The following is a 25,408-nucleotide window of genomic DNA, read 5'->3' on the forward strand; positions in this document are numbered from 1 at the left end:
GGAGGCGGTGACGCTGCTCACGTCGTGGCTCAGACCGCTTTCGCGAGCGCGGCCGACGGGGTGACCCCGCGCAGGGTGGGAGCGAGCATCGTGGACAGCCGAGCGCGGCGGAGCAGACGGCCCGTTCGCGCGTCGGCCGCGACGACCCGCACGTCCGACCCCGCCCGCAGCGCGCGCCGCCGCAGCTCGACGAGGAGGCCGAGGGCCGTGGCGTCGCCGACGACGACCTCGTCGAGGTCGAGGAGGACGATTCCCGGCGTCTCCAGGAGCAGCTCGTGCAGCCCCAGCCGGACGTCGGCGACGGTGCGCCGGTCGAGCCGGCCGGCCAGCCGTACGAGCGTCCCGTCGTCGCACGGCTCGTCGGTCATCGTCACGCGGGCGATGTGCTCCTGAGCCATCTGGGCCCCCTTCGGTGAGGTCACACCCTATGGACGCACGAAGGTCCTCAGGGGATACACAGGACACGGTAAAGGTTCGGCAAAATGTTGCCACTGGCCATTTACTGTCAACCGTGAGGCAGCACGGTGCATCTGCCAGGCTGTCCCCATGGTCAACCTCACCCGGATCTACACGCGGACCGGTGACGACGGGACGACGGCGCTCGGCGACATGAGCCGGACCCGCAAGACGGACCCCCGGCTCGCCGCCTACGCCGACGTCAACGAGGCCAACGCCGTCCTCGGTCTCGCACTCGCCTGCGGCGACCTGCCGGACGACGTCCGGGTCGTCCTGCTGCGGGTGCAGAACGACCTCTTCGACGTCGGTGCGGACCTCAGCACCCCGCTCCAGGAGGAGTACGAGTACGAGCCGCTGCGCGTGCTCGACGCCTACGTCGAGGAGCTCGAGACCGACTGCGACCGCTACCTGGCCCCCCTCGAGAAGCTGCGCTCGTTCATCCTCCCGGGCGGCACCCCCACAGCCGCGTACCTGCACCAGGCGCTCACCGTGGTCCGTCGCGCCGAGCGCTCGACCTGGGCGGCGATCGAGGAGTACGGCACCGAGCCGGGCACCTCCCGCGGCGAGGGCGGGGTCAACCCGACGACCGCGACCTACCTCAACCGGCTCTCCGACCTGCTCTTCGTCCTCGCCCGCACGGCGAACCTCGACCGTGGCGGCGACGTCCTGTGGCAGCCCGGTGGCGGACGGGCCGAGGCTCCCGCTCCTTGACCCGACCGACCTCGGCTCCACCCCTCGGGGGCGGTGGAGCCGAGGCGTGACGGCACGGGAGCCCGCTCAGGCGACCATGCCGTGCGGGTCGATGACGAACTTCTGCGCGGCCCCGGCGTCGAACTCCTGGTAGCCGCGCGGGGCGTCGTCGAGGCTGATGGTCTGCGCGTTGACCGCCTTCGCGATGTGCGCGCGGTCGGCGAGGATCATGTTCATCAGACCGCGGTTGTACTTCTTCACCGGACACTGGCCGGTCATGAGGTACTGCGACTTGGCCCAGCCGAGCCCCAGCCGCACCCCGATCTGCCCTTCCTTCGCGTGCTCGTCGGAGGCTCCCGGGTCGCCCGTGACGTAGAGGCCCGGGATGCCGAGCCCGGCGCCTGCCGCGGCCAGCTCCATGATCGCGTTGAGGACGGCCGCCGGCTGCTCCCCCGCGTCGGCGCCGTGCCCCTTGGCCTCGAAGCCGACCGCGTCGATGGCGGCGTCGACCTCGGGCACACCGAGGATCTGCTCGACCTTGTCGACGAGCTCGCCGTCCTCGGCGAGGTCGACCGTGTCGCACCCGAAGCTCGCCGCCTGGGCCAGCCGCTCGGGCACCATGTCGCCGACGATGACCCGGGACGCTCCGAGCAGCTGCGCGGAGTGCGCCGCCGCCAGTCCGACCGGTCCCGCACCGGCGACGTACACCGTCGACCCCGTCGTCACGCCGGCGGTGTAGGCGCCGTGGTAGCCGGTCGGGAAGATGTCGGACAGCATCGTCAGGTCGAGGATCTTCTCCATCGCCTGGTCCCGGTCCGGGAACTTCAGCAGGTTGAAGTCGGCGTACGGAACCATGACGTACTCGGCCTGGCCACCGACCCAGCCGCCCATGTCGACGTACCCGTAGGCGGCTCCCGCACGGGCCGGGTTGACGTTGAGGCAGATGCCGGTCTTCCCCTCGTTGCACAGGCGGCACCGTCCGCAGGCGATGTTGAACGGCACCGAGCAGATGTCCCCCTCCTGGACGAAGAGCACGTCGTCCCCGCACTCGACCACCTCACCGGTGATCTCGTGGCCGAGAGACTGGCCGACCGGTGCGGTCGTGCGGCCGCGGACCATGTGCTGGTCGCTGCCGCAGATGTTCGTCGTGACGAGCTTGAGGATGGCGGCGTGCGGGGCCGCCTGCTTGATGCCGAAGTGCTGGGCGACCTCCTGGGGGATCTCCAGCTTCGGGTAGTCGACGGACTCGACGGCGACCTCTCCGGGCCCCTTGTAGACGACGACGCGGTTTCCAGTCATGCCTGCTCCCTCGAGCGTGATGGCTCATCGGCCCACACGGCGCGCGGGCCGGACGTCGGGATCGGCGTCACCACCCACCCAAACACACGGCCGGGCACGCGGCCATGCGAGGGACGGACTGTTTCCCCTGGTCAGGCCACGTTCACGTTGTACCCGGGCGGGCTGGACTCCAGCCAGGCCCGGACGGCGGTGTAGGCGGCCGGGACGAAGGCGAACTCGCAGGTCCGGCCGGCCGCGCTGCCCGTGACGGACACCGGCTCGGCGAGCCCGGGGATGACGTCCGAGGTGGGCTTCGGAGAGCCGAGCTGGACCTCTCCGCGCAGCCAGGAGACCTCCGGCCGCAGCGAGGGTCCGACGATGCTGAACCACTCGAACCGCTCGGAGCCGAGACGGGCCAACCCCAGCCGCCAGCGGGTGTCGTGCTCGCGGCGTAGCGCGCAGAGCATCACCGGGCGGCCGTCGCCGGAGATGAACCGCCGGCGCCCCCACACGAAGCTGAACGCGGCGACGACCACGAGCATGACGACGGCGAGGACGAGCTCGACGGAGAGGAGTGGATCCATCCGCAGCCCGTCCTCGCTCGTCGTCAGGAGGCCATGCCGGAGCCGTCGACGGTCTCGGCGACGATCGTCACGCGGTCGTGGTCGACCGACATGAAGCCGCCGTCGACCGTGGCTGTCTGCCAGCCGCCCGCGTTGATCCGCACCTCACCCTCGGCGAGGACGACGAGCATCGGCTGGTGCCCGGGCAGCACACCGAGTTCACCCTCGGTGGACCGGACGCTGACCTGGCTCGCCTCGCCCTCCCAGACCTTGCGGTCCGCGGCGACGAGGTCGACCTGGAGTGCCATCAGAGGTTCTTCTGGATCTCGGCCCACTGGCGCTCGACGTCGTCGAGGCCACCGCACATGAAGAACGCCTGCTCACCGACGTGGTCGTACTCGCCGTCGCAGATCTTCGTGAACGCCTCGATCGTGTCGGACAGCGGAACCGTGGAGCCCTCGATGCCGGTGAACTGCTTGGCGACGTAGGTGTTCTGCGACAGGAACCGCTGGATGCGACGCGCCCGGTTGACGAGGATCTTGTCCTCCTCGGAGAGCTCGTCGATACCGAGGATCGCGATGATGTCCTGCAGCTCCTTGTTGCGCTGGAGGATCTGCTTGACCCGCACCGCGGTGTCGTAGTGCTCGCTGGTGATGTAGCGGCGGTCGAGGATCCGGCTCGTCGAGGTGAGCGGGTCCACGGCCGGGTAGATGCCGAGCGAGGCGATCTCACGGGAGAGCTCGGTCGTCGCGTCCAGGTGGGCGAACGTGGTGGCCGGCGCCGGGTCGGTGTAGTCGTCGGCGGGCACGTAGATCGCCTGCATCGAGGTGATGGAGTGACCACGCGTCGAGGTGATCCGCTCCTGGAGCGTGCCCATCTCGTCGGCCAGCGTCGGCTGGTACCCGACGGCCGAGGGCATCCGGCCGAGCAGCGTCGAGACCTCGGACCCGGCCTGGGTGAACCGGAAGATGTTGTCGATGAACAGGAGGACGTCCTGGTTCTGGACGTCTCGGAAGTACTCCGCCATCGTCAGCGCCGAGAGCGCCACGCGCAGGCGGGTGCCCGGCGGCTCGTCCATCTGACCGAAGACGAGCGAGGTCTGGCCGAGGACGCCGGCCTCCTCCATCTCGACCATGAGGTCGTTGCCCTCACGGGTGCGCTCGCCGACCCCGGCGAACACCGAGACACCACCGTGGTCGCGGGCGACGCGGGCGATCATCTCCTGGATGAGGACGGTCTTGCCGACCCCCGCACCACCGAACAGGCCGATCTTCCCGCCCTGGACGTACGGGGTGAGGAGGTCGATGACCTTGATGCCGGTCTCGAACATCTGCGTCTTCGACTCGAGCTGGTCGAAGGCCGGAGCCGGGCGGTGGATGCCCCAGCGCTCCTCGACGTCGAGGGTCTGGCCCTCCTCGAGGTTGAGGCAGACACCGGTCGCGTTGAAGACCTTGCCGAGCGTCACGTCGCCGACCGGCACCGAGATGGGACCGCCGGTGTCCTGCACGGCGGTGCCGCGGACGAGGCCGTCGGTGGGCTGCAGCGAGATGGCGCGGACCATGTTGTCGCCGATGTGCTGGGCGACCTCGAGGTTGAGCACGCTCGTGGAGCCCCCGAGCTCGACCTCGGCGGTGAGCAGGTTGTACTGGTCCGGCATGGCGTCGACGGGGAACTCGACGTCGACGACCGGGCCGATGATGCGGGAGATCCGGCCGGTGCCGCCCGCGGCGGTGGCCTCGCTCTTCTCCGTGACAGTGGCAGTCATGGTCTCTCTCTCACTCACTTGCTCTCGGCCAGCGCCGCTGCGCCACCGACGATTTCGCTGATCTCTTGGGTGATCTCGGCCTGGCGCGCCTGGTTGGCCAGCCGGGTGTACTTCTTGATGAGCTCTTCGGCGTTGTCGGTCGCCGACTTCATCGCCCGCTGCCGGGCGGCGAGCTCGGAGGCCGCGGCCATGAGCATGCAGTTGAAGAGCCGGGCGTTGACGTACTTCGGGAGCAGCGCGTCGAGCACCTGCGAGGCGCCCGGCTCGAACTCGTACAGCGGCAGGAGGTCCTCGGGCTCGGGAGCCTCCTCGCCCTCGACGACCTCGAGGGGCAGCAGCCGGATGACCTCGGGCTCCTGGGTCACCATCGTCACGAACCGCGTGTACACGACGTGGACCTCGTCGATCCCGCCCTCGTCCGTGCTGGTCGTGAAGTCGGCGACGAGCCGCTCCCCGACCTCGCGGGCGACGTCGAAGGTCGGCTTCTCGGAGAAGCCGCTCCACTCCGCGGCGAAGTCCCGCTGCCGGAAACGGTAGAAGCCGATCGCCTTGCGGCCGAGGAGGTAGGGGACGACCTCCTTGCCCTCGTCCCGGAGCCGGGCGACGACGCGCTCGCTCTCCTTGAGGACCGAGGACGAGTACGCGCCCGCGAGGCCACGGTCGGAGGTCATGATGACGACCGCGGCGCGGCGCACGTCCTCCTTCTCCGTGGTCAGGGGGTGGTCCTCGTTCGAGAACGTCGCGACCGCCGAGACCGCGCGGGTCAGCGCGCGGGCGTACGGCGTCGACTCCCGGACGGCCTGCTGGGCCTTGACGACCCGCGAGGCCGCCATGAGCTCCATGGCGCGCGTGATCTTCTTCGTCGCACTGACGGACCGGATGCGCTGCCGGTACTCCCGGATCTGCGCTCCCATGTTGTCCCGCCTTTCGTGGTGTCTGCTCGGTGGACCGCGCTCAGCGCTTCTGCTTGACGATCTGCTCCTGGCCGGAGTCCAGCGCTTCCTCGCCGTCCTGCTCCTCGGAGCCGACCTGGATGCCGTCCTCGTCCGACGCGTCGAACTGCTTGTCCTTGAAGGTCTTCACCTCGGACTCGAGCGCCTCGCGGGTCTCGTCCGGGAACTTGCCGCTCTCGCGGATGCCGGCGAGCAGGTCGGACTTGGTCCGCCGCAGGTGGTCGAGGAACTCGGTCTCGAAGCGGCGCACGTCCGACACGCCGATGTCGTCGAGCTGACCGGTGGTGCCGAGCCAGATGGAGACGACCTGCTCCTCGACCGGGTAGGGCGAGGCCTGCGGCTGCTTGAGCAGCTCGACGAGCCGGGCGCCCTTGGCGAGCTGGGCCCGGGAGGCCGGGTCGAGGTCGGATGCGAACATCGCGAAGGCCTCGAGGGCGCGGAACTGCGCGAGGTCGAGCTTGAGGCGCCCGGCGACGTCCTTCATGCCCTTGATCTGCGCGGCGCCGCCGACCCGGGAGACCGAGATGCCGACGTCGATGGCCGGCCGGACGTTGGAGTTGAAGAGGTCGGCCTGGAGGTAGATCTGGCCGTCGGTGATGGAGATGACGTTGGTCGGGATGAACGCCGAGACGTCACCGGCCTTGGTCTCGATGATCGGCAGGCCGGTCATCGAGCCGGCGCCGAGGTCGTCGGAGAGCTTGGCGCAGCGCTCGAGCAGCCGGCTGTGCAGGTAGAACACGTCGCCGGGGTAGGCCTCGCGGCCCGGCGGGCGGCGCAGCAGCAGGGACACGGCGCGGTAGGCCTCGGCCTGCTTGCTCAGGTCGTCGAAGACGATGAGGACGTGCTTGCCGTCGTACATCCAGTGCTGGCCGATGGCCGAGCCGGTGTACGGGGCGAGGTACTTGAAGCCGGCGGAGTCGGACGCCGGCGCGGCGACGATGGTCGTGTACTCCATCGCGCCGGCCTCCTCGAGCGTGCCCTTGACGGACGCGATCGTGGAGCCCTTCTGGCCGATGCCGACGTAGATGCAGCGGACCTGCTTCTCGGGGTCGCCGGTCTCCCAGAACTCCTTCTGGTTGATGATCGTGTCGACCGCGACCGTCGTCTTGCCGGTCTGGCGGTCGCCGATGATCAGCTGGCGCTGGCCGCGGCCGATCGGGGTCATCGCGTCGACGGCCTTCAGGCCCGTCTGCAGCGGCTCGTGCACCGACTTGCGCTGCACGACCGTGGGGGCCTGGAGCTCGAGGGCGCGGCGCTGGTCGGACTCGATGTCGCCGAGGCCGTCGATCGGGTTGCCGAGCGGGTCGACGACGCGGCCGAGGAAGCCGTCGCCGACGGGGACGGAGAGGACCTCGCCGGTGCGCTTGACCTCCTGGCCCTCCTCGATCTTGGAGAAGTCACCGAGGATGACGACGCCGATCTCGTGGACGTCGAGGTTGAGCGCGAGGCCGAGGGTGCCGTCCTCGAACTGGAGCAGCTCGTTGGTCATGGCCGAGGGCAGGCCCTCGACGTGCGCGATGCCGTCGCCGGCGTCCGTGACGCGGCCGACCTCCTCGCGGGAGGCCGCCCCCGGCTCGTAGGAGCGCACGTAGCTGTCCAGCGCGTCCCGGATCTCGTCCGGACGGATCGAGAGCTCCGTCATGTCTGATCTTCTCCTCGGTCACCGGCCCCTCGTGGGCCGAAGTTCGTGTGGGTCGTGCGTGTGGAGTTGTGGTGCGGGTGCGGCTCAGCCGCCGGTGACGTGCCGGCGCGCCTCCTCGAGGCGGCGCAGCACGGTGCCGTCGACGACCTCGTCGCCGACCTGGACCCGGATGCCGCCCATGACCGCGGGGTCCTGGACGACCTGGAGCGTGACGCTCTTGCCGTAGTGCGCCTCGAGCGCGCTGCGCAGGCGTGCCTGCTGCTGCTCGGTGAGCGGTGCGGCGACCGTCACCAGTGCGGCGAGCTCGTCCCTGCGCTGCGAGGCGAGCTCGAGGTAGGACTCCATGACGCGGTCGAGCCGGCGTCCGCGCGGCACGCGGACGGCCTGCTCGGCGAGACGGATGGTCTCGGGCGCGGCCTTGCCGTCGAGCAGGCCCCGCACGAGCGATGCCTTGCCGTCGGCGTCGCTGTTGCGGCTCGAGAGGGTGTCCCGCAGCCCCGGGTCGGCGGCGACGATCCGCTCGAAGCGGAAGAGCTCGTCCTCGACGCGGTCGATGTGCCCGGCCTTCTCGGCACTCGCGAGCAGGGCCTGGACGGCCAGGCTCTCGAGCATGTCCCCGAAGTCGCGCTCGGCCGCCCAGCGCTGGGCCGCGACGGCCTCCACGAGCTTGAGCGCGGGCGCCCCGACCTTGCCGTCGAAGAGCGAGCGGGCGAGCCCCGACTTCGCGGACCCCTCGCGCGACGGGTCGGCGAGCGCCCGGCGCAGCGAGGCGCTGGACTCGACGACCCCCGTCACGGCGAAGAGCTCCTCGGCGAGCTTGGCGGCGTTGACGCGGCCCCGGAGGGTCTTGTCGAAGGCCGCCGAGGACTCGCGGGCGGCACCGCGGGACGAACCACGCATCAGGCGTCCTGCCCCGCCGGGGCGACCTTCTCGGGCTTGACGTCCCCGGACTCGAGCTCGTCGAGGAAGCGGTCGACGATGCCCTTCTGGCGCACCTCGTCCGCGAGCGACTCGCCGACGATCTTGCTCGCGAGGGCGGTCGACAGCGTGCCGACCTCCTGGCGGAGCTGGACGACGGCCTGCTGGCGCTCGGCCTCGACCTGGCGCTTGGCCTGCTCGGTGATCCGGGCGGCCTCGGCCTGGGCCTGCTCGCGCATCTCGGCGACGATCTGGGCGCCCTGCTCACGCGCGGACTCCCGGATCTGGTTCGCCTCGCCGCGGGCCTCGGCCAGCTGCGCGCTGTACTGCTCGAGCGCGGCCTTGGCCTCGGCCTGGGCCTCCTCGGCCTGCTTCATGCCGCCCTCGATGGCGGCGGCGCGCTCCTCGTACAGCTCCTCGAGGCGCGGCACGACCTTGCTCTTGTACAGCCAGTACAGGATGGCGAAGGCGATGAGGCCGATGACCATCTCGCCGGGGTGCGGCAGCAGCGGGAAGCCCGACGGGTAGCCGGTCTCCTCGGCCGCTACTACGGATGCGGTGATCACGTCGCGTCCAATCTGTTGGTCCTACGGGCGGGCGGAGCGGACGCTCGTCAGCCCTGGAAGACGAAGGCGAAGACGAGACCGAGGATCGCGAGGGCCTCGGTGATCGCCATACCGGTGAAGGCGATGGTCTGGAGCATGCCGCGGGCCTCGGGCTGGCGGGCGACGCCGTTGATGTAGGCGGCGAAGATCAGACCGACACCGATGCCGGGGCCGATGGCGGCGAGACCGTAGCCGAGGTACGCGATGTCGCCCGTGACCTCGGCGGCAACGATGCTGTTCATGCTGACTGTTCCTTTCGGTGGCGCCGGGCCGGTCCCGGCGTCGGTGGTCGTGCGGTCGTGCTACCGGACGGAGCCGGGGGTCAGTGGTGCTCGCTCACCGCGTCGCCGATGTACAGCGCGGCGAGGAGGGTGAAGATGAAGGCCTGGAGGAACTCGATGAGGAGCTCGAAGAACGTCATCGCGATCGAGAAGGCGAAGGACAGCACTCCGGAGAACTGGAGGAAGAGGTTGTCCCCGTGGAGCAGCAGGTACTCGCCACCGACGATGAAGACGAGCAGCATGAGGTGGCCGGCGAGCATGTTGCCGAACAGTCGCAGCGCGAGCGTCAGGGGGCGGATGACGAAGTACGTGAGGAACTCGAGCACGAAGAGGATCGGCCGCAGCCAGGCGGGCAGGCCCGGGGGCACGAGCGACTTCATGTAGCCGACGACGCCGTGCTTCCGACGGATCGCGACGGTGTGGTAGACGACGTAGACGATGAGGGTGAGGACGATCGGGATGCCCACCCGGCTCATCGTCGGGAACTGGACGAACGGGACGATGCCGAAGACGTTGTTCACGAGGATGAGCGTGAAGAGCGTCAGGAGCAGCGGGACGAACTGCAGGAAGTCCTTGCTGCCGATGATGTCGCGGCCGATGGTGTTCCGGACGAAGTTGTAGGAGCCCTCGACGAGGAACTGGTTCTTGCTCGGGACGACCGAGAGCCTGCGGGTGGCGCCGAGGTAGAACCACGCGAGCAGGCCCACCGAGACGAGGAGCACGATCGCCGGACGGGTGACGGTCCAGGCGCCCTCGCCGTCGAAGGGGATGACGGGCCACCAGAAGTTCCCGACGCCCGGGGTGACGAAGCCCCCCTCGCCTCCTTCGGCGGCGACGACGGCACCGGACAGCCAGCTAGCGGAGACCACGCTCGGGCTCACACCTTCTCCTCGGGGATGTCTCGGGCGCCGCCACGGGGCGCCCGGTCGGACTGGACGTACGCTACCCGACCGCCGCAGGTGGTCGCGACGGCGGGACGGGGGGCCGGGACCGTGCTCATCGGGCCTCCTCGGTGGGCTCGTCGGGCTCGTCGTAGACGGGCATCCGGGTGGTGCGCAGGGCCCGGTAGGCGAAGGCCTGCCAGGCGATGGTGACGACGAGCGCGACGACGCCCAGGCTGAAGCCCTCTAGCCACGGCGCACCGCGGAAGACGTAAATGAAGAGCAGCAGGGCGATGACCTGGCCGAGGTAGACGGTCATGGCCACGGCGAAGAACGCGTGCGGGCTGGTGCTGCGGACGAGCCGGCTGAGGAGGAACATCCCCGAGGCGTAGAAGAGGACGGACACGACGACACCGAGGGCTCCCCCGGCCAGGGCCTCCGAGCCTCCCCGCACGAGCCACAGGACGAGGGCCGCGACGGCCCCGGCGACGGTGGCCGGGACGAGGGCCCCGCGCAGCATGACCGCGAACGGCGCGCCGGGTCCGGCGGCGTGGGTCGTGCTGGGGTCGGTCATCGACGATCGGCCTCTTCGGGGTCGTGGCGGAGGGTTCTCCGTGACGGCTTGTGAAAACTATCACAAGCACTCTCCCGGGGCGAACCGGGGCCGGAGGGGGTCACACCCGGCGCGACAGGACGACCCAGATCGTCCGTCCGATGATCTCGAGGTCCAGCACCGGCGACCAGTTGACGAGGTACTGCAGGTCGTAGCCGAGCTTGTACGACGCGTCGGTGTGGTACCGGCCGTGGATCTGCGCGAGCCCGGTGAGGCCCGGCGGGACCTCGTGCCGCCGGGTGTACCCGGCGATCTCCCGCTCGAACCCCTCGGTCAGCTCGGGACGCTCCGGACGTGGCCCCACGACGGACATCCGGCCGGTGATGATGTGCAGGATCTGGGGCAGCTCGTCCGCCCGCGTCGCCCGCATCCACCGCGAGGCCGGGATGACGCGCGGGTCCCCCCGGGCGGAGAGCTGCGCCCCGCCCTCGGCCTCCGCGTCGACCCGCATCGTGCGGAACTTGACCATCTCGAACGTCGTCCCCCCGGCGCCCACCCGGGTCTGCCGGAAGATGAGGGGGCGGCCCCCCACGGCGAGCTGGTAGACCGCCGTGCCGAGGAGCAGGAGCATCCACACCGGCGCGGTGAGCACGACGAGGAAGAGGTCGAAGAGCCGCTTGAAGTGCCGCCGCGACGCCGCCATCGTCTGCGGCATGAGGAGGACGAACGGCAGCCCGGCGACCTCGCGCAGCCGGGTGAGGCCGAACAGCGTCTCCTGGCCGCCGACCCGGACCATGAGCGTGACGTCCCCGCGGTCGAGGCGGCCGATCGTCCGGGGGTACCACTCGTCGAGCCATCCGGGGGTGAGCAGCAGGATATCGGTGGCGCGCACCCGTCGCACCGTCTCGACGATGTCCTCCGGCTCGTCGACCTCGGCCACCACGCGCAGGTCCGCGGCGTTGGCCACGACGTGCTCACGCGCGAGCGCGAGGTCGTTCGCCGAGCCGGCGAGCACCACCCGCGGCGGCCCCTCGCGCCGGGTCCGCACGGCGTGGACCACGGCGCGGTTCACGGCCACGGCAAGGGCCATGAGGACGATGACGACGATGAGGTTGGAGATCGGGAACGGCAGCGCCCGCTCGGTCACCGACCCGCGCTGTCGCACGTACCCGCTGAGCACCAGGTTGAGCAGCGCGACGAAGCTGCCCGCCGCGAGGGAGAGCCGCGCCGCGCGGGCGAAGGCCCCCGACCCCCCGAGGCGCGGCTCGCGCTCGTACATCCCGCCGAAGTAGAAGGCGACGAGGAAGATCAGGGTCGAGACGCCGATCGACACCGCGTACTGGTCGATGGTGTAGCGCGGCCACGGGGGCGTCCCGAAGCGGACGACCATCGAGCCGATCATGAGACCGAGGACCGCCAGGCCGTCCAGGAGCATGACGAGCCGGAAGCCGCGCCGGTTGAGCCGTGCGAGAAACGGCGGGTCGGGCGGCGTCGGGGGGCTCTGGCTCACGGCGGATCGGGCTCCGGGCCGCTCAGGCGCCGGTGCGGGGGTACGCCGGGAAGGCGTCGACGAGCTCGGTGACGCCGGCCCGCACCTCGCGGGAGACCGGGTGCTCGGGGTCGGCGTCGCCGTCGACGACCGCGCGGGCGATGAGCTGCCCGACCCGGCGCATCTCGGCCTCCCCCATCCCCTGCGTCGTGACGCACGGGGTGCCGACCCGGATGCCGGAGGCGATGTTCGGCTTCTGCGGGTCGAAGGGGATGGCGTTCTTGTTGAGCGTGATGCCGGCGGCGTCGCACCGGGCCTCGGCGTCGACCCCGGTGACGAGCACGCCCTGGAGGTCGTGCAGCGACAGGTGGGTGTCGGTGCCACCGGTCGTCGGCCGGATGCCCTGCTCGCCGAGCGCCTCGGCGAGCACCGCGGCGTTGGCCACGACCTGGCGGGTGTACTCGGCGTACTCCGGCGTGGCGCACTCCTTGAAGTTCACCGCCTTGGCCGCGACGGTGTGCATCTGCGGGCCGCCCTGCATCATCGGGAAGACGGCCTTGTCGATGGCGGCGCGGTGCTCCTCGCGGCAGACGATGGCGCCCGATCGCGGGCCGCGCAGCACCTTGTGGGTCGTGAACGAGACGACGTCGGCGTGCGGCACGGGGCTGGGGATCGCGCCGCCGGCGACGAGACCGATGAAGTGCGCGGCGTCGACCCAGAAGATCGCGCCGACCTCGTCGGCGATGGCCCGGAACCGCGCGAAGTCGATGAGCCGCGGGATGGCCGAGCCGCCGGCGAGGATGACCTTCGGGCGGTGCTCGCGCGCGAGCCGCTCGACCTCGTCGTAGTCGATGTCCTCGGTGTCCTTGTCGACGCCGTAGTGGACGGCGTCGAACCACTTGCCCGAGAACGACACCTTGGTGCCGTGGGTCAGGTGGCCGCCGTGCGGGAGGCTCATGGCGAGGATGGTCTCGCCGGGCGTGAGGAACGCCCCGTAGACCGCCTGGTTCGCGCTCGCCCCCGAGTGCGGCTGGACGTTGGCGTGGTCGGCGCCGAACAGGGCCTTGCACCGCTCGACGGCGAGCTCCTCGGCGATGTCGACCTGGGCGCACCCGCCGTAGTACCGGCGGCCGGGGTAGCCCTCCGCGTACTTGTTCGAGAGCGTCGAGCCGAGCGCGGTGAGGACCTCGGGGCTCGAGAGGTTCTCGCTCGCGATGAGCTGCAGGCCGCCCCGGAGCCGGGCGAGCTCCCCGGTGAGGACCCCGGCGATCTCGGGGTCGAACGCCTGCAGCGCGTCGAAGTCGGATCCGTAGAACGTCTCACTCATCGTCAGGGGTCTCCCGCGGCTCGCTCTGGGTCGGTGCGTCGGTCTCGGCACGAGGGTCGTCGGCACCCGGGCCGGTGCCCGCGTCGCCCAACTCTAGGGCGTCGCCGCGGGCCCGCCGGACGACGTCCATGACGTCCTCCTCCGAGATCGCCCCGAGCCGCAGTACCTCCGGCTCGTCGCGGGTGCAGTCGACGATGGTCGAGGCCAGCCCTCCCGTGCTAGGCCCGCCGTCGAGGTAGAACTGGACGCTCGCCCCCAGCTGGCTCGCGGCCTCGACGACCGTGCGGCTGGCCGGGTGGCCCGTGCGGTTCGCGCTGCTCACCGCCATGGGGCCGACCTCGCGCAGCAGGGCCAGGGCGACGTCGTCGTCCGGCATCCGCAGCGCGACGGTGCCGCCGGTGTCGCCGAGGTCCCACATGAGCGAGGGCTGGGCCCGCAGGACGACGGTCAGCGGTCCGGGCCAGAACTCACGCACGAGGGCCCGGGCGTACTCGGGGACGTCGGTGGCGAGCCCCTCGAGGGTGCGTGCCTCGGGCACGAGGACGGGCGGTGGCATGTCGCTGCCGCGGCCCTTGGCGTCGAGGAGGTCGCGGACGGCATCCGGCGAGAACGCGTCCGCACCGATGCCGTAGACGGTGTCCGTCGGGAGGACGACGAGGCGGCCGCGGCGGACCCCGTCGGCGACCTTGGGGAGGGCGTCGGCGCGCCCGGCCTCGGTCGTGCAGTCGAAGACGGGGCTCATGACGGACAGCCTAGGGCTCCGGTTTTGCTCGGTCCGCAGACGCCACACCGGCGCCCCGTACCCCTAGGGTCAGGTGCTGGCCGCGGGCGAGAGTCGCCTGCGGATCGACAAGAGAGGTGACCCATGCGTGGTTCCGGTCTCATCTGGACCGTCGTCGGCGTGCTCCTGATCATCGCACTGCTGATCTTCATTCTCGGCCGCGTCTGAGGCGTGACCCCGCGGGTTCGGTCGAGAAGAGGCCGACCCGTAGGGGTCCCCTCCGAGTCACCCCTCATCTCCTCTCCGTCGCCCTCCCCAGGACGGCCGTCGTCACCCGGGGACGGCCGGTCAGGTCGGCCCGGTCCTCGACCGTCGCCCAGGCCCCGGTGCTCCTGAGCGCCGCGGGCAGCGACTCGCCCTGGGCGTCGGCGTGCTCCATGACGAGTACGCCACCCGGGCGCAGCAGCACCGCTGCCCGCTCCCCCACCGCGAGCGGCACCGTCAACCCGTCCGCCGAACGCCCGTAGAGCGCGACCTCCGGGTCGTGGTCGCGCACCTCCGGGTCGACCGGCACCGCACCGTCCGGGATGTACGGCGGGTTGCTCACGACGACGTCCACGGTGCCCTCCAGGTCGTCGAAGGCCGTGGTGGCGTCCCCGAGCCGCAGGTCGACGGCGTGCTCGGTCGACCCCGCGTACCGCGCGACGTTCTGCGCCGCCCAGGCGTGTGCCTCCTCCGAGAGCTCGACGGCGTGGACGCGCGCGCCGGGCACCTCGTCGGCCACGGCGAGCGCGATGGCACCCGACCCGGTGCAGAGGTCGACGACGACCGGATCGGGCCCGGCGGCCAGCGCGGCGTCGATCGCGAGGCCGGCCGTCACCTCGGTCTCCGGCCGTGGCACGAAGACCCCCGGGCCGACCGCGAGGGCCAGGCGGCGGAAGAACGCCCGCCCGGTGAGGTGCTGCAGCGGCACGCGCAGCAACCGCTCCTCGACGAGGTCCTGGAAGCGGGCGGCGTCCTGGTCGTCCACGGGCGTGCGCAGCACCATCCGGCGGCGGACCTCGGCGGTGTCGCAGCCCAGGGCGAAGGACGCGAGCTCGAGGGCGTCCGCCTCGGGCGACGGCACGTCGGCTGCGGCGAGGGCCGCGCGGGCCCGGGCGACGATGCCGTCGAGGGTGGCCTCGCTCATCCGTCCGCGATCTTCGCGAGCCGGGCCGCCTCGTCGGCGTCCACCGCGGACTGGACGACGGGGTCGAGGTCGCCGTCGAGCACGGCGTCGAGGTTGTAGGCCTTGAAGCCGGTGCGATGGTCGCTGACCCGGTTCTCGGGGAAGTTGTAGGTGCGGATGCGCTCGGAGCGGTCGACCGTGCGCACCTGGCTGGCGCGCGCGTCGGCGTCGGCGGCGTTGCGCTCGTCCGCCGCCATCTGGTGCAGCCGGGCCCGGAGCACGCGCAGCGCGGCCTCGCGGTTCTGCAGCTGGGACTTCTCGTTCTGGCAGGAGACGACGACACCCGTGGGCACGTGGGTGATCCGCACGGCCGAGTCGGTGGTGTTCACGCTCTGCCCGCCGGGGCCGCTGGACCGGAAGACGTCGATGCGCAGGTCGTGCGGGTCGATGGAGACCTCTACCTCCTCGGCCTCCGGCATGACCCAGACCCCCGCGGCGGAGGTGTGGATGCGGCCCTGGCTCTCGGTGACGGGCACGCGCTGCACGCGGTGCACCCCGCCCTCGAACTTGAGCCGGGCCCAGGGCGCCTCCCCGGGCTCCGGCGTGCCACGCGACTTCACGGCGACCCGGACGTCCTTGTACCCCCCGAGGTCGGACTCGGTGGCGTCGAGGACCTCGGTGCGCCAGCCGCGACGCTCGGCGTGCCGGAGGTACATCCGCAGCAGGTCACCGGCGAACAGGGCCGACTCCTCGCCGCCCTCCCCCGCCTTGACCTCGAGGATGACGTCGCGGTCGTCGTCGGGGTCTCGCGGGACGAGCAGGCGGCGCAGCCGGTGGGCGGCGCCGGCCTCGGCCTCCTCCAGAGCGGGCACCTCGGCCGCGAAGGAGGCGTCCTCGGCGGCGAGCTCGCGGGCGGCCGCGAGGTCGTCGCGGGACGCGGTCCACGCCCGGTGCGCGGCGACGACCGGGCCGAGGGCGGCGTAGCGGCGGTTGACGTCGCGCAGCCGGTCGGGGTCGGAGGCGACGGCGGGGTCGGCCATCTCCCGTTCGAGAGCGGCGTGCTCGGCGACGAGCGCCTCGGCGGACTCGAGCATCGAACGCCTCCTCCTCCCGCCCGTTCCGCGGGCCTGGCCTCGACATTTCGGGGTCACCCCGAAATGTCGCCGAGACACGGGAAGCGAGCCGGTGTCTCGTTGACGAACCGGGGTCTCGGCCGCCGCGACGGCGGGCGGCCACGAACAGCGACGCGCCGGCCCACCACGGAGGCGGACCGGCGCGTCGGAGGTGCTACTTGGCGGCCTTCTTGCCGTAGCGGGCCTCGAAGCGGGCGACGCGGCCGCCGGTGTCGAGGATCTTCTGCTTGCCCGTGTAGAACGGGTGGCAGTTGGAGCACACGTCGGCGTGGATGACGCCGTTCTCGGCGGTGCTGCGCGTCGTGAACGTGTTGCCACAGGTGCAGGTGACCGTGGTCTCCACGTAGCTCGGGTGGATGTCCTTCTTCACGATTCTCTCCTTGGATGTCTCCGGGTCGGCGGGCTCAGCACCGTGCTGCAAACCCTCTGGCGCCCCGCCTGCGACCCTCGTGGGGAGGTCGCTCAGGAAACGCGTCACTGCCGTGAACCGGTCCAGCGGTCAAGTGTGCCAGAGCAGGCACACCGTCACCTAAACGACGCCGGGACCGGGCCCATTCCCGATGCGTGAGCGCTGCTGCGCTTCCGCACCGCCCGCGCTGCCGGGCGCGTCAGGACGCCCGGTCGGCAGCACGGAGGGCGGGTTGGTCGGCGGGCACCGCTACGGTCGCAGGATGAGGTTCGGAGCCGTCCTGCCGTTCGTGTCGGAGACGCAGTTCTGCGAGCTCGCCCGGGTCGCCGAGGACGCCGGGTGGGACATGGTGCTCACCTGGGAGGCGGTCTGGGCGCAGGACGCCTGGGCCACCCTGGCGGCGGCCGCGACGACGACCGAACGCATCCGGCTCGGCACCCTCCTCACCCCGGCGGCGCGCTACAAGCCGTGGGACCTCGCGAGCCGGGTGGGGTCGGTCGACCGGCTGTCCGGCGGGCGGGTCACGCTCGGGGTCGGGCTCGGCGCGCTGCACGAGAACTGGCTCGCCTTCGAGCCCGACGAGGGGCGCGCCGTCCGGGCGGCGAAGCTCGACGAAGGGCTGGCCGTGTACGCCGGTCTGCTCGGTGGTCAGCCGTTCGAGTTCCACGGCGAGCACTGGTCGGCGTCGCCGGTCGAGGTGCTCGTCCCTCCCCCGCCGGTCCAGCGCCCCCACCCGCCGGTGTGGTGCGTCGGGGCGCTCGTCCCGGGCCGCTCCCGGCAGCGGTCGCTCGAGCGCGCGGCCCGGTGGCAGGGGGTCCTCGCCGCCGTGGCCGGGGGCAGCCTCGACGACCCGGGCAGCCGCCTCACCCCGGGCGGCCTGCGCGAGATCGCCGAGCGCATCGGCACTCTCCGCGCGGAGGCCGGGCTGACGATGGACGGCTACGACGTCGTCGTCGAGGGTGACAGCCACGGTGGCGTCGGGGACGTCCGCCCGCCCGTCGACCCGTGGCGCGAGGCCGGCGCCACGTGGTGGGTCGAGTCGTGGTGGGACCTCCCGGACTCCGACGCGGGCCGGGCCGAGCTCCGTCGTCGGCTCGAGCTCGGGCCGCCGCGATGACCTCGCCGGCGGTGCGGTCGGCTCGGCGGTCGGACGCCGACCACCTCGTCGCGCTCCGGGTGCTCATGTTCGAGGCGATGGGGACCGACCCCGCCGCCCTGGCCGACCCGGCGTGGCGGTACGCCGCCCGGGACTGGTTCCTCGACGCCGTCGACGCCTCCGGGGTGCGGGTCGTCGTCGCGGAGGTCGAGGGTGCCGTCGCCGCCTGCGCGGTGGGTGAGGTGACCGCCCTGGTGCCCGGCCCCTCGACACCGAACGGCTCGGTGGGCCTGGTCTCGAACGTCGCCACCTACCCGGCGCACCGCGGCAAGGGGCTGGCGGCGGCCTGTACGGACGACCTCATCGCCTGGTTCACCGAGCACACGGACGTCACCCGGGTCGACCTCTTCGCCACCGAGGCCGGCGCGCGGATCTACGCGCCGCGTGGGTTCACGACGAGCGCGTTCCCCGCGATGCGCCGGCGCCTGCCGCGGGGCTGAGCCCCGAGCCGCGGCCACGGCGCAGAGACCCCCGGCGCCGAAACGGGAACATGCCGTGCCACCCGGGGTGGCACGGCATGTTCCGTCGGCTGTCGAGGGCGGGCGTCAGTCCTCGTCCTCGTCGTCGAGCTTGATCGAGCTGGTCTGCTGGACCTGCATGAGGAACTCGTAGTTGTTCTTCGTCTTCTTCAGACGGTCGAGGAGCAGCTCGATGCCCTGCTGGCTGTCGAGCGCGGCGAGCACCCGGCGCAGCTTCCACATGATCTTCAGCTCCTCGGGCGCGAGGAGGATCTCCTCGCGGCGCGTACCCGAGTTGTTGACGTCGACCGCCGGGAAGATGCGGCGGTTCGCGAGCTGCCGGTCGAGCTTGAGCTCCATGTTGCCGGTGCCCTTGAACTCCTCGAAGATCACCTCGTCCATCCGCGAGCCGGTCTCGACCAGCGCGGTGGCGAGGATGGTCAGCGAGCCGCCGTTCTCGATGTTGCGCGCCGCACCGAAGAACTTCTTCGGCGGGTACAGCGCGGCGGAGTCGACACCACCGGAGAGGATGCGCCCGCTCGCCGGGGCGGCGAGGTTGTAGGCGCGGCCGAGCTTGGTGATCGAGTCGAGGAGCACGACGACGTCGTGGCCCATCTCGACGAGCCGCTTGGCGCGCTCGATCGCGAGCTCGGCGACCGTCGTGTGGTCGTCGGCCGGGCGGTCGAAGGTCGAGGAGATGACCTCGCCCTTGACGGCCCGCTGCATGTCGGTGACCTCCTCCGGACGCTCGTCGACGAGGACGACCATGAGGTGGCACTCGGGGTTGTTCGTCGTGATCGCGTTGGCGATCGACTGCATGACCATCGTCTTGCCGGCCTTCGCCGGGGCGACGATGAGGCCGCGCTGGCCCTTGCCGATCGGGGCGACGAGGTCGATGATCCGCGTCGTCGTGATGCTGCCCTCGGTCTCGAGGCGCAGGCGGTCCTGCGGGTAGAGCGGCGTCAGCTTGCCGAACTCGGGCCTGCGCCGGGCGTCGTCGACGGACATGCCGTTGACGGTCTCGAGCTTGGCCAGCGGCGTGTACTTCTGCCGGTTGTTGCGCGAGCCGACGGTCTGCTGCTGCGGCTCCTCGCCCTCCCGCGCGGCCTTGATGGAGCCGGTGACGGCGTCGCCCTTGCGCAGGCCGTTGCGCTTGACGACCTGCATCGGGACGTAGATGTCGCTGCTGCCCGGGAGGTAGCCGGTGGTCCGGACGAAGGCGTAGCTGTCGAGGATGTCGAGGATGCCGGCGACGGGGACGAGGACGTCGTCCTCGTGGACCTGCGGCTCGCCGTCGCTCTGCTGGCCGCCCCCGCCGTCCTGCTGGCCGCGCCGCTTGTCGCGGTTGCGGCCCCGGTTGCGGCGGCGCCGGCCGCGGCCGCCCCCGCCGTCCTCGTCGTCGTTGCGGTTCTGGTTCTGGTTCTGCTGGCCGCCGCCCTGCTGGTCGTTCCGCTCGTTGCGGTCGCGGCGGTCGTTGCGCTCCTGGCGGTCGGTGCGGTTGCCGCGGTCGTTCCGCTCACCGCGGTCGCCGCGGTCGTTGCGCTCCTGGCGGTCGGTGGTGTCGGTGCGGTCCTCGGTCCGGGCCGGCCGGGCGTCGTGCCCGTCGGGCTGCACCGAGGCGCCGTCGTGGGCCTCACGGGCGGTCTCGGCCCGGTCGGTGGCGCGCTCCTGCGGACGCTCGGACCGGCTCAGGGCCGGGTCCTGCGCCGCGGGGCTGTGCGCCGCCGGCCCGCTCTCGCCGTTCTGGCGGGCGCGGATCGCGGCGACGAGGTCGCCCTTGCGCATCTTGGCGGTACCACTGATCCCCATGCTCGAGGCGAGGCCCTGCAGTTCGGCGAGTCGCATCGCGGAGAGTGCTCCGGAGCGGCGCTGGCCGGCGGGGGCCGCCGTCTCAACGGTGGTGTCTGTCACGAAGGATCCTTCCCCTCGTTCGTGGACCGGCTCTGAACGCCGGTCTGGTGGAAGAGTCACACGCCGGGCGCGCAGCCTGGACCGGCTGCGGTCAATGCCCTGGGGCGTGGGAGGCGATTCGCGGCAGGCAACGGGTGAGAAAGCCCGGCATCGGCTGCGAACGCGTCTTCACAGTACCACCGTGGCGGCCCTGCAACGTCACCCCACGGAATCCCGTCTCACGGTCGTGACACGACTGTGACCGACGCGCCGTGCTCCGGGATGCCCGGCCGCAGGACCCGCCAGCCGGCCGATGCCACGCCGGGCACGTCCGAGGCGCGGTCCCGGCGGGCGAGGACGAGGACGGAGGGCCCGGCGCCCGAGATGGCCGCCGCGTGGCCGGCCGCGCGCAGGGTGTCGACGAGGGCCATCGACTCGGGGTAGGAGGGGCGGCGCGCCTCCTGGTGCAGCCAGTCGCGGGTCGCCTCGAGCAGGAGGTCGGGGTCGGCGCCGACGGCGTGGGCGAACAGGGCGGCCCGGGCCGAGTTGGCCGCGGCGTCCGCGAGGCGCACCTGCTGCGGCAGCACCGAGCGGGCCCGGGCGGTGGAGAGCTGGGCGTCGGGCGCGAAGACGACGGGCTCGACCTCGGGGTGGACGGGGAGGTGGACGGTGGTCGTCCCGGACTCCTCGGTCCAGGAGAGGGTGACGCCGCCGTGGACGCTCGCCGAGGCGTTGTCCGGGTGGCCCTCCAGCCGGGCGGCCAGGTCGCCCGCGAACCGTCGGTCGACGTCCTCGCCACCTGCACCGCGGGAGACGTCGTACAGGGCCTGTGCCGCGACGATGCCGGTGACGATCGCGGTGGCGGACGAGCCCATCCCGCGGCCGTGCGGCACGTCGTTGCGGCAGGTGAGGCGGAGCCCGGCGGGTGCCTCCACGGCGAGCTCGCTCCACGCGCTGCGCATCGCTCGGTGGACGAGGTGGGTCTCGTCGAGCGGGACCGCCCCGACCCCCTCCCCCTCGACCTCGACGACGAGCCCGGGCCGCTCCGTGACCTCGGCTCGGCACTCGTCCCAGACCCCGAGGGCGCAGCCGACGGAGTCGAAGCCGGGGCCGAGGTTCGCGCTGCTCGCCGGGACGCGGACGAGTACCGCCGCCCCGGGTCGCAGCACCGCGCTCACCCCTCGAGCCCGAGCGCCGCCGCGACCGAGTAGGCGTCGACCGGCACCCGGACCGGCTCGACGTCGGCGCCGTCGGCGGTGCGCAGCGCCCACTGGGGGTCCTTGAGGCCGTGGCCGGTGACCGTGCACACCACGGTCGCACCCTGCGGGACGCGCCCCGCCCGGTGCATCTTCACGAGACCGGCGATGCTGGCGGCCGAGCCGGGCTCGACGAACACGCCCTCGGTGGAGGACAGCAGCCGGTGCGCCTCGAGGATCTCGTCGTCCGTCACGGAGTCGACGACCCCGCCGGACTCGTCGCGCGCGGCCTCGGCCTGCCGCCAGGAGGCGGGGTTGCCGATCCGGATGGCGGTCGCGACCGTCTCGGGCTCGTCGACGGGGTGGCCGAGCACGATGGGTGCGGCGCCGGCCGCCTGGAAGCCCCACATCTGCGGGCAGCGGGTGGCGGCGGGCTCGAGCACCTGCCCGTCGACCCCCGGTGTGGGTGACGCGTACTCGCGGTAGCCCTTCCAGTAGGCCGTGATGTTGCCGGCGTTGCCGACGGGCAGCACGTGGATGTCGGGGGCGTCACCGAGGGCGTCGACGACCTCGAAGGCCGCGGTCTTCTGCCCCTCGATCCGCGCGGGGTTGACCGAGTTGACGAGCTCGACGGGGTAGGCCTCGGCGAGCTTGCGCGCCACGGTGAGGCAGTCGTCAAAGTTGCCCTCGACCTGGATGAGCGTGGCGCCGTGGGCGATGGCCTGGCTGAGCTTGCCCATCGCGATCTTGCCGTCGGGGACGAGCACGGCGCAGGTCATCCCCGCCTTGACGGCATAGGCCGCGGCACTGGCGCTCGTGTTGCCGGTGCTCGCGCAGATGACGGCTTTGGCGCCGTTGCCCTTGGCGACCGAGATCGCCGCCGTCATCCCGCGGTCCTTGAAGGACGCCGTGGGGTTGAGCCCCTCGTACTTGACGAGGACGTTCGCCCCGGTGAGCTCGGACAGCCGCTCGGCGGGGATGAGCGGGGTGCCGCCCTCCAGGAGCGTCACGACCGGGGCGCCGGCGAGGGCGGGCAGCCGCTCCGCGTACTCGCGCAGGACGCCGCGCCACTGGTGTGCGGCCACGTCAGGCTCCTTCCACGCGCAGGACGGAGGCGACGTCGTCGACCGCGTCGAGCGCGGCCAGGGCGCGGACCGTCTCGGAGAGCGCGGCGTCGGTGGCCCGGTGGGTGACGACGATGAGGCGTGCGCTGCCGTCGTCGTCCGGGTCGACCTGCTGGCTCACCGTCTCGATGGAGACGTCGTGCTCGGCGAACACGGCGGCGACCTGCGCGAGCACGCCCGGCCGGTCCGCGACGTCGAGGCTGATGTGGTAGCGGGTCACGGCGCGGCCGAGGTCGACGACGGGCAGGTCGGCGTAGGCGGACTCCCCCGGGCCCCGCCCGCCGGCCACCCGGTGGCGCGCGACGGCGACGACGTCGCCGAGGACGGCCGACGCGGTGGGGTCTCCACCGGCGCCGCGGCCGTAGAACATGAGCTCGCCGGCGGCCTCGGCCTCGACGAACACGGCGTTGAACGCGTCGCGGACGCTGGCGAGCGGGTGCGTCCTCGGCACCATCGCGGGGTGCACCCGCACGCTCACGGCGTCGGCACCGTCGACGGTGACCCGCTCGCAGATGGCGAGCAGCTTGACGACGCAGTCGTTCTCGCGGGCCGCGCTGATGTCGGCCGCGGTGACCTCGGTAATGCCCTCGCGGTGGACGTCGGCCGCGGACACCCGGGTGTGGAAGGCCATGCTCGCGAGGATGGCCGCCTTGGCCGCGGCGTCGAAGCCCTCGACGTCGGCGGTGGGGTCGGCCTCGGCGTACCCGAGCGCCTGGGCCTCCTCGACGGTCTCGGAGAAGCCCGCGCCGGTGGCGTCCATCTTGTCGAGGACGAAGTTGGTCGTGCCGTTGACGATGCCCATGACCTTGCGGACGTGGTCGCCGGCGAGGGACTCCTGGATGGGCCGCAGGATCGGGATGGCTCCGGCGACCGCGGCCTCGTAGGAGAAGTCGACGCCGTGCCGCGCCGCGGCCTCGAAGAGGGTGGGGCCGTCCTCGGCGACGAGCGCCTTGTTGGCCGAGACGACCGCCGCGCCGTGCTCCATGGCCCGCAGGATGAGGCCGCGCACGGGGTCGATCCCGCCGACGACCTCGATGACGATGTCGGCGCGGGTGACGAGGCCCTCGGCGTCGGCGGTGAACAGCGCGGGGTCGACGGGGACGTCCGGCCGGGGGCGCTGCGGGCGCCGGACGGCGATGCCGACGAGCTCGAGGCGGGTGCCGGCCCGGGCGGCGAGGTCGTCGGCCTGCTCGACGAGCATCCGTGCCACGGACGAGCCGACGACGCCGCACCCGAGCAGGGCGACGCGCAGGGGGGCACCGGCTTCGTGGGCCATCGGGGGTGGTTCTCCTCGGTTGTCGGGCTCAGGCGTCCGCCACGTCGAGGGCGAGCAGGTCGTCGATCGTCTCACGGCGGACGACGACGCGGCTCTCGCCCTCGCGCACGGCGACGACCGGCGGCCGGGGGGTGTGGTTGTACTGGCTGGACAGGCTGCGGCAGTACGCGCCGGTGCCGGGGACGGCGATGAGGTCGCCGGGGCCGACGTCGCCGGGGAGGTACTCGTCGAGGACGACGATGTCGCCGCTCTCGCAGTGCCGGCCGACGACGCGGGCGAGCACCGGCTCGGCGTCCGAGGTGCGGTTGGCCAGGGTGCACGAGTAGTCGGCCTCGTAGAGCGCGGGCCGGACGTTGTCGCTCATCCCGCCGTCGACCGAGACGTAGGTGCGGGAGTGGCTGCCGCCGAGACCGACCCGCTTGACGGTGCCGACCTCGTACAGCGTGAAGGTGCTGGGTCCGACGATGGCGCGGCCGGGCTCGATCGAGATGCGCGGCGCCGAGGTGAGGTCGCCGTTGCCGAGCGCCTTGAGCTCGCGGCCGACGATGTCGGCCATCGCGTCGGCGAGGACGTCGACGGGCAACGGGGTGTGCTGGGAGGTATAGGCGATGCCGTACCCGCCGCCGAGGTCCATCTCCGGCATCGAGACCCCTCGCTCGGCCTCGACCTGGGCGTGCAGGCCGACGAGCCGGCGCACCGCGGCCTCGAAGCCGCCGGTGTCGAAGATCTGGCTGCCGATGTGGCTGTGCAGCCCGAGGAGCTCGACGGTGTCCGGGTGCTCGAGGAGGCTGCGCACGGCCTCCATCGCCTGCCCGCCGGCGAGGCTGAAGCCGAACTTCTGGTCCTCGTGGCCGGTGGCGATGAACTCGTGGGTGTGGGCCTCGACGCCCACGGTGACGCGCACCATGACCGGTGCCCGGACGCCGAGCTCGGCGGCGAGGGCGACGACGCGGTCGATCTCGTGGAAGGAGTCGACGACGATGCGGCCGACGCCGTACTCCAGCGCGTCGCGCAGCTCGTCGACGGTCTTGTTGTTGCCGTGGAACGCGATGCGCTCGGCCGGGAAGCCGGCACGCCGGGCGACGGCGAGCTCGCCGCCGGTGCAGACGTCGAGCCCCAGCCCCTCCTCGGCGACCCATCGGGCCACCGTGGTGCACAGGAAGGCCTTCCCGGCGTAGTAGACGTCGGCGCCGCCGAGGCCGGCGAACGCAGCCCCGAAGCCGTCCCGGAACCCGGCCGCCCGGGCGCGGAAGTCCTCCTCGTCGAGGATGTACGCCGCCGTGCCGTGCCGCTCCGCGAGGGTGACGACGTCGATGCCGCCGACGGCGAGCCGTCCCTCGTCGTCGCGGCCGACGGTGCGCGCCCAGAGCTGCGGGAGCAGCTCCATGACGTCGGAGGGGTGCGGCAGGTAGAGCGGTGGGCCTCCATAGCCCTCGGCGTGCAGGGCACCGGCCTCGTGCGAACGCATGGGTCAGG

27 protein-coding genes are annotated in these 25,408 nt (G+C 72.1%); 3 read left to right on the plus strand and 24 right to left on the minus strand.

Annotated features, from left to right (window positions below; translation table 11 throughout):
- Positions 1–29: 29 nt before the first annotated feature.
- Positions 30–398: an STAS domain-containing protein gene (locus JQN72_RS14595; protein ID WP_204135858.1), complete on the minus strand. Its 369-nt coding sequence runs from the start codon at positions 396–398 to the stop codon at positions 30–32.
- A gap of 148 nt (positions 399–546) precedes the next feature.
- Between JQN72_RS14595 and JQN72_RS14600 the strand changes: the two genes are divergently transcribed.
- On the plus strand, positions 547–1,167 hold the full coding sequence (locus JQN72_RS14600) for a cob(I)yrinic acid a,c-diamide adenosyltransferase (protein WP_204135859.1): 621 nt from the start codon (positions 547–549) through the stop codon (positions 1,165–1,167).
- A 66-nt stretch (positions 1,168–1,233) separates the two neighbouring features.
- On the opposite strand, the gene fdhA is transcribed toward JQN72_RS14600, so the two are convergent.
- The 18 genes from fdhA to rpmE form a co-directional block, all read right to left on the minus strand.
- Positions 1,234–2,445 carry a formaldehyde dehydrogenase, glutathione-independent gene (gene fdhA, locus JQN72_RS14605; RefSeq protein WP_204135860.1) on the minus strand — a complete coding sequence of 404 codons (1,212 nt, stop codon included), beginning with the start codon at positions 2,443–2,445 and terminating at the stop codon, positions 1,234–1,236.
- Between the two features lie 131 nt (positions 2,446–2,576).
- Positions 2,577–3,008 (minus strand): DUF2550 family protein, encoded by a 432-nt coding sequence (locus tag JQN72_RS14610; RefSeq protein ID WP_204135861.1) that lies wholly within the window; start codon positions 3,006–3,008, stop codon positions 2,577–2,579.
- Between the two features lie 23 nt (positions 3,009–3,031).
- Entirely contained in the window at positions 3,032–3,298 is a 267-nt protein-coding gene (locus tag JQN72_RS14615; protein WP_204135897.1) for a F0F1 ATP synthase subunit epsilon, read from the minus strand.
- Positions 3,295–4,752: a F0F1 ATP synthase subunit beta gene (atpD, locus tag JQN72_RS14620; RefSeq protein WP_204135862.1), complete on the minus strand. Its 1,458-nt coding sequence runs from the start codon at positions 4,750–4,752 to the stop codon at positions 3,295–3,297. Before atpD ends, JQN72_RS14615 begins: the two co-directional genes overlap by 4 nt.
- Before the next feature lie 14 nt (positions 4,753–4,766).
- On the minus strand, positions 4,767–5,666 hold the full coding sequence (locus JQN72_RS14625; protein WP_204135863.1) for a F0F1 ATP synthase subunit gamma: 900 nt from the start codon (positions 5,664–5,666) through the stop codon (positions 4,767–4,769).
- Positions 5,667–5,706: 40 nt separating this feature from the next.
- The gene (atpA, locus tag JQN72_RS14630) at positions 5,707–7,347 is read right to left on the minus strand and encodes a F0F1 ATP synthase subunit alpha (protein ID WP_204135864.1); all 1,641 of its coding nucleotides are present in this window, start codon (positions 7,345–7,347) and stop codon (positions 5,707–5,709) included.
- A gap of 84 nt (positions 7,348–7,431) precedes the next feature.
- Positions 7,432–8,247, minus strand: a complete 816-nt coding sequence (locus tag JQN72_RS14635; protein WP_204135865.1) for a F0F1 ATP synthase subunit delta — start codon at positions 8,245–8,247, stop codon at positions 7,432–7,434.
- Positions 8,247–8,831, minus strand: a complete 585-nt coding sequence (locus JQN72_RS14640) for a F0F1 ATP synthase subunit B (protein WP_204135866.1) — start codon at positions 8,829–8,831, stop codon at positions 8,247–8,249. The genes JQN72_RS14635 and JQN72_RS14640 overlap by 1 nt, the downstream gene beginning before the upstream one ends.
- Before the next feature lie 47 nt (positions 8,832–8,878).
- A complete protein-coding gene (atpE, locus tag JQN72_RS14645) occupies positions 8,879–9,112 on the minus strand; it encodes an ATP synthase F0 subunit C (RefSeq protein ID WP_204135867.1) in 234 nt (77 codons plus the stop codon).
- A gap of 80 nt (positions 9,113–9,192) precedes the next feature.
- Positions 9,193–10,032: a F0F1 ATP synthase subunit A gene (gene atpB, locus JQN72_RS14650; protein WP_204135868.1), complete on the minus strand. Its 840-nt coding sequence runs from the start codon at positions 10,030–10,032 to the stop codon at positions 9,193–9,195.
- Complete coding sequence (locus JQN72_RS18755; RefSeq protein WP_255541795.1) at positions 10,029–10,151, minus strand: hypothetical protein; 123 nt, start codon at positions 10,149–10,151, stop codon at positions 10,029–10,031. The genes atpB and JQN72_RS18755 overlap by 4 nt, the downstream gene beginning before the upstream one ends.
- Positions 10,148–10,606, minus strand: a complete 459-nt coding sequence (locus tag JQN72_RS14655; RefSeq protein WP_204135869.1) for a hypothetical protein — start codon at positions 10,604–10,606, stop codon at positions 10,148–10,150. The genes JQN72_RS18755 and JQN72_RS14655 overlap by 4 nt, the downstream gene beginning before the upstream one ends.
- Positions 10,607–10,706: 100 nt before the next feature.
- Positions 10,707–12,095 carry a sugar transferase gene (locus JQN72_RS18965; protein WP_204135870.1) on the minus strand — a complete coding sequence of 463 codons (1,389 nt, stop codon included), beginning with the start codon at positions 12,093–12,095 and terminating at the stop codon, positions 10,707–10,709.
- Positions 12,096–12,117: 22 nt separating this feature from the next.
- Positions 12,118–13,401, minus strand: a complete 1,284-nt coding sequence (gene glyA, locus JQN72_RS14665) for a serine hydroxymethyltransferase (RefSeq protein ID WP_204135871.1) — start codon at positions 13,399–13,401, stop codon at positions 12,118–12,120.
- Positions 13,394–14,143 carry an L-threonylcarbamoyladenylate synthase gene (locus tag JQN72_RS14670; protein WP_204135872.1) on the minus strand — a complete coding sequence of 250 codons (750 nt, stop codon included), beginning with the start codon at positions 14,141–14,143 and terminating at the stop codon, positions 13,394–13,396. The genes glyA and JQN72_RS14670 overlap by 8 nt, the downstream gene beginning before the upstream one ends.
- Before the next feature lie 271 nt (positions 14,144–14,414).
- Positions 14,415–15,311 (minus strand): peptide chain release factor N(5)-glutamine methyltransferase, encoded by an 897-nt coding sequence (prmC, locus tag JQN72_RS14675; RefSeq protein ID WP_204135873.1) that lies wholly within the window; start codon positions 15,309–15,311, stop codon positions 14,415–14,417.
- A complete protein-coding gene (gene prfA / locus JQN72_RS14680; RefSeq protein WP_204135874.1) occupies positions 15,308–16,384 on the minus strand; it encodes a peptide chain release factor 1 in 1,077 nt (358 codons plus the stop codon). Before prfA ends, prmC begins: the two co-directional genes overlap by 4 nt.
- Before the next feature lie 193 nt (positions 16,385–16,577).
- A complete protein-coding gene (rpmE, locus tag JQN72_RS14685; RefSeq protein ID WP_204135875.1) occupies positions 16,578–16,793 on the minus strand; it encodes a 50S ribosomal protein L31 in 216 nt (71 codons plus the stop codon).
- A gap of 301 nt (positions 16,794–17,094) precedes the next feature.
- On the opposite strand from rpmE, the gene JQN72_RS14690 reads away from it, so the two are divergent.
- Both JQN72_RS14690 and JQN72_RS14695 read left to right on the plus strand, forming a co-directional pair.
- Positions 17,095–17,949, plus strand: coding sequence for an LLM class flavin-dependent oxidoreductase (locus JQN72_RS14690; protein ID WP_204135876.1), 855 nt, complete (start codon positions 17,095–17,097; stop codon positions 17,947–17,949).
- A complete protein-coding gene (locus tag JQN72_RS14695) occupies positions 17,946–18,428 on the plus strand; it encodes a GNAT family N-acetyltransferase (protein WP_204135877.1) in 483 nt (160 codons plus the stop codon). The genes JQN72_RS14690 and JQN72_RS14695 overlap by 4 nt, the downstream gene beginning before the upstream one ends.
- Positions 18,429–18,533: 105 nt before the next feature.
- Here JQN72_RS14695 and rho read toward each other — a convergent pair whose 3' ends face one another.
- From rho to lysA, 5 genes are all read right to left on the minus strand, one after another.
- Positions 18,534–20,357, minus strand: a complete 1,824-nt coding sequence (rho, locus tag JQN72_RS14700) for a transcription termination factor Rho (protein ID WP_307812712.1) — start codon at positions 20,355–20,357, stop codon at positions 18,534–18,536.
- Between the two features lie 218 nt (positions 20,358–20,575).
- A complete protein-coding gene (gene thrB / locus JQN72_RS14705) occupies positions 20,576–21,505 on the minus strand; it encodes a homoserine kinase (protein WP_307812713.1) in 930 nt (309 codons plus the stop codon).
- A 5-nt stretch (positions 21,506–21,510) separates the two neighbouring features.
- The gene (thrC, locus tag JQN72_RS14710; protein WP_204135878.1) at positions 21,511–22,617 is read right to left on the minus strand and encodes a threonine synthase; all 1,107 of its coding nucleotides are present in this window, start codon (positions 22,615–22,617) and stop codon (positions 21,511–21,513) included.
- 1 nt (position 22,618) lies between these two features.
- A complete protein-coding gene (locus JQN72_RS14715) occupies positions 22,619–23,932 on the minus strand; it encodes a homoserine dehydrogenase (protein WP_204135879.1) in 1,314 nt (437 codons plus the stop codon).
- 28 nt (positions 23,933–23,960) lie between these two features.
- Positions 23,961–25,400, minus strand: coding sequence for a diaminopimelate decarboxylase (lysA, locus tag JQN72_RS14720; RefSeq protein WP_204135880.1), 1,440 nt, complete (start codon positions 25,398–25,400; stop codon positions 23,961–23,963).
- Positions 25,401–25,408 lie beyond the last annotated feature (8 nt).

The organism is Phycicoccus sp. CSK15P-2 (genome assembly GCF_016888005.1).
In the GTDB taxonomy this organism is placed as follows: Bacteria; Actinomycetota; Actinomycetes; order Actinomycetales; family Dermatophilaceae; genus Phycicoccus.

Excerpts from the sequence above, each read along its gene's own strand:
- prfA (WP_204135874.1), bottom strand. The coding sequence starts at position 16,384 with ATGCTCGAGTCCGCCGAGGCGCTCGTCGCCGAGCACGCCGCTCTCGAA.
- lysA (WP_204135880.1), bottom strand. The coding sequence starts at position 25,400 with ATGCGTTCGCACGAGGCCGGTGCCCTGCACGCCGAGGGCTATGGAGGC.
- JQN72_RS14610 (WP_204135861.1), bottom strand. The coding sequence starts at position 3,008 with ATGGATCCACTCCTCTCCGTCGAGCTCGTCCTCGCCGTCGTCATGCTC.
- JQN72_RS14655 (WP_204135869.1), bottom strand. The coding sequence starts at position 10,606 with ATGACCGACCCCAGCACGACCCACGCCGCCGGACCCGGCGCGCCGTTC.
- JQN72_RS14690 (WP_204135876.1), top strand. The coding sequence starts at position 17,095 with ATGAGGTTCGGAGCCGTCCTGCCGTTCGTGTCGGAGACGCAGTTCTGC.
- fdhA (WP_204135860.1), bottom strand. The coding sequence starts at position 2,445 with ATGACTGGAAACCGCGTCGTCGTCTACAAGGGGCCCGGAGAGGTCGCC.
- JQN72_RS14695 (WP_204135877.1), top strand. The coding sequence starts at position 17,946 with ATGACCTCGCCGGCGGTGCGGTCGGCTCGGCGGTCGGACGCCGACCAC.
- glyA (WP_204135871.1), bottom strand. The coding sequence starts at position 13,401 with ATGAGTGAGACGTTCTACGGATCCGACTTCGACGCGCTGCAGGCGTTC.
- JQN72_RS14600 (WP_204135859.1), top strand. The coding sequence starts at position 547 with ATGGTCAACCTCACCCGGATCTACACGCGGACCGGTGACGACGGGACG.
- atpD (WP_204135862.1), bottom strand. The coding sequence starts at position 4,752 with ATGACTGCCACTGTCACGGAGAAGAGCGAGGCCACCGCCGCGGGCGGC.
- atpA (WP_204135864.1), bottom strand. The coding sequence starts at position 7,347 with ATGACGGAGCTCTCGATCCGTCCGGACGAGATCCGGGACGCGCTGGAC.
- atpE (WP_204135867.1), bottom strand. The coding sequence starts at position 9,112 with ATGAACAGCATCGTTGCCGCCGAGGTCACGGGCGACATCGCGTACCTC.
- JQN72_RS14670 (WP_204135872.1), bottom strand. The coding sequence starts at position 14,143 with ATGAGCCCCGTCTTCGACTGCACGACCGAGGCCGGGCGCGCCGACGCC.
- JQN72_RS14595 (WP_204135858.1), bottom strand. The coding sequence starts at position 398 with ATGGCTCAGGAGCACATCGCCCGCGTGACGATGACCGACGAGCCGTGC.
- JQN72_RS14715 (WP_204135879.1), bottom strand. The coding sequence starts at position 23,932 with ATGGCCCACGAAGCCGGTGCCCCCCTGCGCGTCGCCCTGCTCGGGTGC.
- JQN72_RS14635 (WP_204135865.1), bottom strand. The coding sequence starts at position 8,247 with ATGCGTGGTTCGTCCCGCGGTGCCGCCCGCGAGTCCTCGGCGGCCTTC.
- prmC (WP_204135873.1), bottom strand. The coding sequence starts at position 15,311 with ATGAGCGAGGCCACCCTCGACGGCATCGTCGCCCGGGCCCGCGCGGCC.
- JQN72_RS18755 (WP_255541795.1), bottom strand. The coding sequence starts at position 10,151 with ATGAGCACGGTCCCGGCCCCCCGTCCCGCCGTCGCGACCACCTGCGGC.
- JQN72_RS14625 (WP_204135863.1), bottom strand. The coding sequence starts at position 5,666 with ATGGGAGCGCAGATCCGGGAGTACCGGCAGCGCATCCGGTCCGTCAGT.